Annotated in this window: 7 protein-coding genes and 1 pseudogene; 4 read left to right on the top strand and 4 right to left on the bottom strand. The window is 50.8% G+C overall.

Annotated elements, in window-relative coordinates; genetic code table 11:
• Positions 1–106 precede the first annotated feature (106 nt).
• The 4 genes and pseudogenes from FD23_RS09430 to gtfA form a co-directional block, all read right to left on the bottom strand.
• Positions 107–1,834 carry a diguanylate cyclase domain-containing protein gene (locus FD23_RS09430; RefSeq protein WP_025896221.1) on the bottom strand — a complete coding sequence of 576 codons (1,728 nt, stop codon included), beginning with the start codon at positions 1,832–1,834 and terminating at the stop codon, positions 107–109.
• A 139-nt stretch (positions 1,835–1,973) separates the two neighbouring features.
• Complete coding sequence (locus FD23_RS07405) at positions 1,974–2,921, bottom strand: glycosyltransferase family 2 protein (RefSeq protein WP_025896220.1); 948 nt, start codon at positions 2,919–2,921, stop codon at positions 1,974–1,976.
• Positions 2,922–2,925: 4 nt separating this feature from the next.
• Entirely contained in the window at positions 2,926–4,863 is a 1,938-nt protein-coding gene (locus FD23_RS07410) for a 6-pyruvoyl-tetrahydropterin synthase-related protein (protein WP_230844771.1), read from the bottom strand.
• 507 nt (positions 4,864–5,370) lie between these two features.
• Positions 5,371–6,801: pseudogene (gtfA, locus tag FD23_RS07415) on the bottom strand (sucrose phosphorylase).
• A gap of 180 nt (positions 6,802–6,981) precedes the next feature.
• On the opposite strand from gtfA, the gene FD23_RS10690 reads away from it, so the two are divergent.
• The 4 genes from FD23_RS10690 to larD all read left to right on the top strand — a co-directional run bounded on the left by FD23_RS10690 (position 6,982) and on the right by larD (position 8,700).
• A complete protein-coding gene (locus FD23_RS10690) occupies positions 6,982–7,323 on the top strand; it encodes a LacI family DNA-binding transcriptional regulator (protein WP_025896219.1) in 342 nt (113 codons plus the stop codon).
• 19 nt (positions 7,324–7,342) lie between these two features.
• Positions 7,343–7,522 (top strand): type 1 periplasmic-binding domain-containing protein, encoded by a 180-nt coding sequence (locus tag FD23_RS10695; RefSeq protein WP_025896218.1) that lies wholly within the window; start codon positions 7,343–7,345, stop codon positions 7,520–7,522.
• Positions 7,523–7,537: 15 nt separating this feature from the next.
• On the top strand, positions 7,538–7,690 hold the full coding sequence (locus FD23_RS10700) for a hypothetical protein (RefSeq protein ID WP_230844770.1): 153 nt from the start codon (positions 7,538–7,540) through the stop codon (positions 7,688–7,690).
• A 287-nt stretch (positions 7,691–7,977) separates the two neighbouring features.
• On the top strand, positions 7,978–8,700 hold the full coding sequence (gene larD / locus FD23_RS07425; protein ID WP_196332309.1) for a D/L-lactic acid transporter LarD: 723 nt from the start codon (positions 7,978–7,980) through the stop codon (positions 8,698–8,700).
• The last annotated feature ends 324 nt before the right edge of the window (positions 8,701–9,024 follow it).

The raw sequence follows: 9,024 nt of genomic DNA on the forward strand, positions 1-9,024 counted from the left end.
AGCAAGTTTGATTTCTTTAGTGTATTTAGTCATGAAAATAACCCCCGAAATTAGTGTCCTAATTTCGGGGGTCATATCACCGGGATGTCCTTTTTATATTTTATGTTTAGGCCATTGTCATGGTCTGGTAGACCAGCTTCCCGTAGAGGAGATTGTCAACCATGCTGAAGTTGGCCTTGACGGCGATTTCCTGCCCGCTCTGGCTGATAACGTGGTAGGTCAATTTGTGGACATCGCCAATTTCTGCCTCAGCCATAAATTTCTTCAGCCAGACTTCAACCCGGTCCATGTCCCGCGGGGCCACAATATAACAGGCCTTGGTATTGACCCGGCCAAAAAAGTCCCACAGGTTATCATAGCCCAAAAGTCGCAAGGTCCTCTGGTTAGCGAAGAGAATCCGGCAGTTTTCCGGCTTGCAGATCAGCAAAGCCTCCGGAATATTTGCCACGATATCGTACAGGGTAAAGCCCAGCTGAGAGCGGAGAGGCTTGCTGGTTTCCCCGGAATAGTACTGGGCCCCGCTCTTACCGCTTAACTTAACCTCGTACAAGGCCTCATCCGCCCGGCTGATCAAGTCGGCCAGCTTCTTCCCCTGCCGGGGGCTGTCCGCGTAGCCGATCGACAGGCTGTACTTGATCTTCTGGCCAAAGTAGTCGATTTCATGGTCTGCGGTCAAAATTCGCTGGATCACTGTCTGGCAGTCATCCGCGTCCATGCCCAGCAGGGCGATGGTAAACTCATCCCCGCCAGTCCGGCCCACCAGGCCGCAGCCTGTCACGGCTTCCTTGAGTTCCCGGGACGCCTGTTTCAAGATTATATCGCCAACCTGGTGGCCGTACAGATCGTTAAAAATCTTGAAGTTATCGACGTCGACCATGGCCAGAGTGAACTTGCCATCTTCCTGCCCCTTCAAGCGCCGCTTCAGCTCTTCATCGAAGCCCAGACGGTTGTTGATCTGGGTCAAAGCATCAACCGTCGCCTCCTTTTTCCAAAAGCGCGTATGGGCCAGACACAGAACCAAGACCACTTTCAGGCAAAAAATTAGCAAAGCCAGCAGACTGACATAGGCAGTCATTCTCCGGGCTTTAGCCTCATAAGTCCAGCCGGTTTTCGGTGAAACATAGATCTTCCAGACCCCGCTAGAAGTGCTTGGCTTAAAGCTGTAGGCCACCGGGCTGACTACAGCTGCCTTTGACTTGGCCAGCAGGCTGTACTTCTTGCTTTTAACCGGGCTCTTCAAGAGCCGGTAGTTGTACTCCCATTGGTCCAGGTTAGCCAGACTTTCTTTTAAGAGTTGCCTGGCCTTAGTAACTACAACGGCAAAGCCCCAGAGCTGGCCCTTGACAAAGACCGGCTGGTAAAAAATCAGCCCGGCTTCCCCACCCTTAAGGGTAACCGGCCCTTGCATAACGGTCCTCTTCTTAGTCACGGCATACTTCTCGCACTGGCCCCGCCTGAACTGCCGGTAGGCCTGCTTGAGCCCGGGGCTGACGCCGGAATTAGCCTGCCAATTGCCCGCCTTTGAAACCAGATAGCTTCCCTGAACATAATCGATCCCCAATAGTTCCTGGCTTCTTTTGGCGAAATTGGTCACCCGCCCCTGGTCATCAACCGTTGTCTGGGCCAGCTCCTGGATGACGCTCTCCGCCTGGGCCAGGCTGGGGCCAAAAGACCTGTCCACTAGTTTTGCCACCTGCAGGGCCCGGTCTTCCTCGGCCCGTTTGTAATACAGCTTGCTTCTATCCGCCACACAGGCGACGATCGTGGCTAATAAAATAAAAACCGCAATCAAGATGCCGCGGTCCTGCCAGCGTAATTTGTACTTCCTGCTCATTAATTGCTCCTTCATTTCAGTGCTACTAATTATGACACAAAAGTTATAATAACGGCACTACAAAGTCTTTATAATCCGAAGAATAATTGCTATGGAATTATAACCTTCAAAAAAGAAACAAAAAATAAAAAGACCAACCTTAGTCGATCTTTTTAACGTCTTTAATATTGGATTCGCTGGAAATGTAGTGGGGCCGGCGCTTGCTTTCCATGTAGATCTTGGCCAGGTATTGCCCCATCACGCCCAGGCTGAGCATGACTAGACCCCCGATGAAGATCACCACGCAGATCAAGGAAGCCCAGCCGGCTACCGGGTCCCCTTTGATCAACTTGCGCAGAACGATCACGATCAGCATGATAAAGGACACCCCGGTCATGAAGAAACCCATCCAGGAAGACAGGTTCAAAGGCACCAAGGAGAAGTTGATGATCCCGTCAATGGCGTACTTGAACAGCTTCCAAAAGTTCCACTTGCTTTCCCCGGCTACTCTTTCCACGTTCTCATAAGGGAGCCAGCAGGTCTTGAAGCCAACCCAGCCAAAAATCCCCTTGGAGAACCGGTTGTATTCGCTCATCGCCACGATCGCATCGACCATGTCCCGCTTCATCAAGCGGAAGTCCCGGGCCCCGTCGACCACGTCAGCATCAGAGATCTTGTTGATGATCCGGTAGAACTTGCGGGCAAACCAGCTTCTGACCGGCGGCTCACCCTTCCGGTCCTCCCGCCGGGTGGCCACGCTGTCATATTCACCGGAGTCCAGGATCTTGATCATTTCCGGCAGAAGGGCCGGCGGGTCCTGCAAGTCGGCGTCCATCACGGCCACATAGTCCCCGCTGGCGTTGACAAAGCCCGCGTACATGGCAGCTTCCTTGCCGAAGTTTCTTGAAAATGAAATATAAAAGACGTGGGGATCCTTAGCGGCCAAGTCGCGCAAGATTTCCAAAGTCTTGTCCTTGGACCCGTCGTTGACAAAAATCAGCTCGTAGTCGTCGAGCAGTTTTTCCAGCACCTCATGCGCTACCGGATAAAAAAGGGGCAAGGCCGCTTCTTCATTGTAGCAAGGCACGATAATTGAAATCTTTTTCATGTTTTTACTTCTTTTCTTCTCTCTTCTTGAAAAAACCTCTGCGCCAAAGCAGGCCCCAAACGACTGCGGCAAATTGCCCCAGCAAAGAGACTGCGATGGCCAACTTGATCCAGAACGGCGTCTGGAATTCCAAGTAGGCGGTGTTGGTGCCCTTGGTCTTTTCGGGAACCGTTGGGGCGCCAACCCGGTTGCGCTTGTACTTGGTCAAGACCCGCCCGTTGACGGTCAGCTTGGATTGCTTGTAGGTAATGACTGGCAATTGCTGCTTGTGCTTGCCCTTCTTGGCCTTCCAGGTCAATTTCAAGCCGTGCTTGACTGTCTTTACCTTGACATTGCGGTTGTGGTTCATGACGGACTTGCGGTAAGCGGCGGTAATCTTGGAGTTCTCCATCGTATAATACTGCTTCCACTTGTAAGTGTACAAGTGGCTTGGCACGTCAGGCTCTGGATCCCACTTGTAGACCGGCAGGTAGTCCGGAATGGCCTTCTTGGCCATGTCCAGGAAGGCTTGCAGGTCATGGGCGTGGGTGGCCGCGTTAGTGTCCACCAGCGCCTGCTTGCGCCGGTCATCCAGCTTGACTGGGTGATAGACACCGTAGTCTTCCATCGCCTTCTTTTTCTTCTTGCCTTTCTCCTTGCGGGAGCTGGTCTTTTGGGTCTCTTCGCCGAATTTGGTGTTCCGGCTGCGGCCAACGTTGTTTTGGTAGCCAGCCCAGGCATTGGAGGTCAAGGTGATGACCAGACAGTCGGCTGCCGCGAAAGTCAGCAGACCGAGCGAGGCATAGGCCGCGATTTGGACCCACTTTTGCTTGTGATGCAGGATGTGCTCAAACGAAAGACCCAGCCCGACGATCAGCAAGGGGTAAGCGATGCAGACGAAACGGGATGGGAACTGGATGAAGCGGGCCAAGGCCGGCAAGTGGTTAGTGATCCGGTCCCATTCAACCAAGCGAGAGGCCAGAAGCAGCCAAAAGCCGCCATAAAGCGAGACGACGACGTTGGCCTTGCTTTCCTCGCGCGTCCAGATCGCGTAGATAACCTGGACGATAAAAGCGTAGGCCAGCCAGTAAGTCAAGCTGGCCCGCAGGTTGTGGGTCAGAATTCTGAACGGGTGGAAGGCCACCGTGGTGTGTTTCAAGTGGACCGCGTTTTCCAGCATCCTCATTGTTGCCGTTGGCGCCAAGTTATTGGTCTTGGACATCCAGTACAGAGGCAAGAGGGTGTTGACCGTCAAGAAGATGGTTAAGAGCACCGCCTTCAAGGTGTTCAGCAAAATCCCCCGCTTGTTTTCGCGCTTGACGATGGCATAGAGCCAGGCTGGCACCAGGAAGGCCATGTACATCAGCGCCGTGAGCAGGTGGACTTCCAAGGCGACCGTCATCAGGATGGTCAGCTTGATCCAGTGGATTGGCTTCTCTTTATCATAGAACATGTCGCAAGCGACCAAAATCCCGTAAGGCATCAAGGCCGCGCCGATGCCGGTGAAGTTGGAGCCAGACTGCCAGCGCGGCAGCCAGCCGATAGTCATGTAGATGATCGTCACCAAAACGGCAATGCTGCCGCGTACCTTAAAGCGGTGCACGGCCCTATACATCCCCACGCCCCCGATCGCGAAGACCAGGAAGCTGGTGATAATTTGATATCGGTACCAGGTCCTGACCGCCAGCAGCAACAGCCCATTCAAGTAGGCAAAGGCCGGGCCGTAAAGCGCGTTGATTACCCGGCCTGACTGGTTAAACCCGTACAGGGTCATGAACCAGCTAAGGTTGCCGTTTCTAATTTGCTCCTCGGTTTCATAGAAGCGGTTGAAGTGGAAAATCGTATCGGAACCGATAATGATGTTACCTGTTCGCATCTGCCGGTAGGCCAAATAGGCAGCAAAAAGAACGACCGCCAAATACGGCCAACAGGCCGCATAGTTGATCTTTTTGAGCTTTTTCATATTTATAGTCTCTTCCCTTTCTTCGACTGATCCGATGGCAGGGCGTGCCAAATAAGCATATATTCAAGCTTGCGTTTATTATTGTCTTCTTGCATCTCTCTTTCTTTCCCTTTCGTCTCCAAAAAAGGCTCTTTGTTTACAAGTTCAGCCTAAGATCCAACTAATACAATCACCACTAACTCTAAGGATAAACATTTTCACGTGAAATCCTTTTCAACATCTTTTAATGTCATTTTTCAAGAGCTTTACGCATATATATTACAAAATAAACATAACGGCTATTTCGGACAATGAAAAAATATCTCTGGATACCAAAAAAGCAGCTGTTACTGACTAGCTGCTTCTTAGGTAGCGTATATGTATGTTGTGTATATCAGGGAAAGAAAAATATAAGAAATATGAGTTATAGACAAGTTCTTTCAACTCGTCTATGCTTTTTATACTACACAGTAAATTTGAACAAAATATGATACTAACGTTGCTCTTCAGTGAATTTTCCAGCTGCCATTACAGGGAAATTTCCTCACTGTTGACGCTAATCTGGTAAGTCAAGGCAGCCAGGTCCACCCGGAGAACCGCTCCCCGGTCCCCAGCCTAGTTGACCCGCTTTAAGATCATGCTCGCTTGGAGCAGCAACTTCCAGCCGGCCATCCAGATCAAAGGCCGCTTCAGTATTTCTAAATTCCAGCAATTTCAAAAGCTTGGCAACAACTGGCCGCTTAACTTCCTGGTCAATTTCTTCCAGACTGTAGTAGTGGCGGTTGATGTTCCGGCCTTCCTTGGTCCGTTCCAGCAGGTCCAGGTCGTTTTCCCCGGCCAGCAGGCCAACATAGTAGATCTGCGGAATCCCCGGGGCAAAAACTTGCAGCAGCCGGGCCAGGAAGTACTTTTGGTCATCATTGCCCAGGGCTGAGTAATAGGTCGTATTGATTTGGTAAATGTCCAAATTGTTGTACTCAGCTGAAGAGTATTTCCGCTTGACGCTAGCCCCGATCTTGTACAGCTCCTGGATCGTGTAGTCAATTTCCTCATCAGTCAAAATGTCCTTGGCGTCACCCCCCAAGCCGTCATGGGTGTCCAGGGTGGTAAACTGCTTCATCGGGCACTGCTTCAGCCAGGCGGCCAGCCTTTGGCTCTTGCCAGTATACAGGGAATAGAGCAGAACCATCGGCAGGGCAAAGTCATAGATAAAGTAGCCATGCTCGCTGACCTTCCGCGGCAAGCTATAGTGTTCATGGATTTCCGGTAAAATTTGTGCGTCTGTTCCAGCCAGGTCCTGGCGGACTTCATCCAGCAGGTCCCAGATTTCAGGTTCAACGAAGAAGTCGCTCGTGTCCAGTTTCTTAACCGCGTAGGCAAAGGCATCCAGCCGGATCAAGCTGGCCTGGTGCTTGACCAGCTGCTGGAGGGTTTCCTTGACAAAACGCTTGGTAACTTCGGTCCGCACGTCCAGGTCAATCTGGTCGGGGCCAAAAGTATTCCACATTTTCTCGCGGCTGCCGTCCGCGAATTCCAGCTCTTCCAAGGGCGCCTTGTCCTTGCGTTTGTAGATCAAATCAACATCTGCCTGAGTCGGCCGGCTGGACAGAACTTATCCCAGCTTAAGAAAAGGTCCCGCCAAGGACTCTTTTCCTTGTTCTTTTGCAAGTCCAAGTAATAGTCAGAGTGAGCTGAGATGTGGTTGATCATGAAATCAAACATCAAATAGTATTGCTCACCCAGCTTTTCTACATCAGACCAAGTGCCGAATTCCGGAGCAACCTTTTCATAAGTCATCGGTGAGAAGCCCCGGTCTCCATGAGACGGGAAGAACGACAGCAAGTGGATCCCGCCGATCTCCTTGGAGAAGTAGCGGTCCATCACCTGGGACAGGTCCTTCAAGTTATGGCCAAGACTGTCCGGGTAAGTAATCAACATAGCTTTGTTTTGCAATTTCATTTTTAAACCTCTTTTGCTTTTTTGTTAAAGCGCTTTATTTTCTTGCTGTCTCCAGTTTACAAAGTCCTGGCCGGACTTGGAATTTCCCCCTGTTTTTTTGCAGAAAAAGTCTAGCGAAAGCCTTATAATATCTGGTATCAAAGCAATTATTTCTTGCAGTTTTATTAGAAAAGAGGACGCATGAAAGTCACCTTTACCGAAATCGCCAAGCTGGCGGGAGTTTCTGTGCCCACCGTTTCCCGCTACTTCAACCAGCAAACCGTCAGTCCCCAAAACCAGCTTAAAATTGCCCAGGCGGCCAAGGCCCTGCACTACAAGCCAAATAAAGCTGGCTCCAAGACCGTCCTGGTCCTCCTGCCCACGGTTACCAACCCGCTCTACGCTGAATTTTACGAAGCCGTCCAGGGGAATCTGGCGCAGCTGGGCTATGACTGCCAGCCTGCCGGAAACGCCCCTGTCCTTGACCAGACAGCTGCCTACTGTCCGGCCTATTTCCCGGGAAATACCCCTGGTCAGCTGTGACAATTATGGCGGCGGACACTTGATTGCCCAAATCGTCCTTAAGAGGGGAGCCAAGGAAATTCTAATCTTCTGCGGCAGCCAGCAAGACCTCTCCCCCATTAATGAGCGCCTGCGGGGCATGATGGATTGCTTCCAAAAGCGGCAGACCAAGTTTTCCACGGCCTACCTGGACTTTACCGCGGGCAACCTCTTTAAGTAGGTCCAGCTGGCCAAGTTGCTGACCGGACAAAAATACGACGCCATCTGCTGCAGCGATGACATCACCGCCTTGCTGGTCAAGCAGCGAGTCCGCCAGCTGAGCTACCAGCCTTTGGTAACAGGTTTTGACGGCTCCAATTTTGTCCGCAATTTTTTCCGGACCTGCTGACCGCTAAGCAGCCGATTAAGGACCTGGCGGCCCTGACCTGCCAGTTGCTCGACCAGCGCCTGCGCCGGGGCCATTTCCCCAGCGGCCATAAACAGTAATTGCCGGTCACTTTGCTAGATTTGTGAACAATTCACTTACTTTTCCCCAGAAAGTTTGTTAAATCTGGCGATAAAAGCGCATTCATGCTCAAAAAATCACGATTCTCTATATCTTTTTGCCGGATATAGGTATATAATTATTAGCTGTTATGTACCTTAAAAATTATCTATTGCAAGGAGAATAGGATTTTGATGCACAACTTGTTAAATGAGTTCCTGTCTACCGGGCTCATGATTCTTTTCGGTGTTGGCGTGCACTGCGATGACGTTTTGAACAAGACCAAATACCACGGCTCAGGCCACATTTTCGCCATTACGACCTGGTCATTCGGGATTACCGCCTGCCTCTTCATCTTCGGCGGCGTCTGCATGAACCCAGCCATGGCTCTCTGCCAGGCTATCCTGGGGATCATCCCATGGTCCAGCTTCATCCCTTACACTCTAGCTGAATTCGCCGGTGCCTTTGCCGGTGCTCTTCTGGCCTACTTCATGTATGCTGACCACTTCAAGGCTTCCAAAGACACCATCGACGGAGTGGCTACCCGGAACATCTTCTCCACCAACCCTAACCTGCGTAACCTGCCACGGAACTGGATGGTCGAAATGATCGCCACTACCATCTTCTTGAGTGGTATCCTGGCTATCGTGGCCAAGTTTGAAAAGTTCGGCTTTACTCCACTTTTGGTTGGTCTGCTGGTTTGGGCTATCGGTATGGGCCTGGGCGGTACTACTGGCTTCGCCATGAACCAAGCCCGGGACTTGGGTCCTCGTCTGGCTTACCAAATCCTGCCAATCAAGAACAAGGCCAACAACGACTGGCAATACGGCCTGATCGTACCAGGTACCGCGCCATTTGCCGGTGCCGTACTGGCTGCCATGTTCGTCAAGTACTTCTTGAAGCTGACTTTCTAATTCAAGAAATATTGAATGTAAACATAAAAGAAAAAAGCGCTGGACCGCGACGTCCAGCGCTTTTTCGCGTAAAAAAATAGATATAGATGCGGCCCGGAGACCGCGTAATTTGCTTGTCTTGGAAAGAATAAAAAAAGGTATGGAATCAATAGATCAAGATCTCTTGATCTATGGCTTAAATGATACAGGGGAAATATGAATGATCTATGACGACTTTCTTGCTTTTCTCCTAGGAAAACTTTTATTTTCGCCGATTGTAAAATTAAACTGAACACTGTTCCGATCCAGTAAGAAAAATCGTTTTCACTGGATCAGAGCACAAAA

The organism is Lactobacillus delbrueckii subsp. delbrueckii DSM 20074 = JCM 1012, assembly GCF_001433875.1.
Taxonomy (GTDB): domain Bacteria; phylum Bacillota; class Bacilli; order Lactobacillales; family Lactobacillaceae; genus Lactobacillus; species Lactobacillus delbrueckii.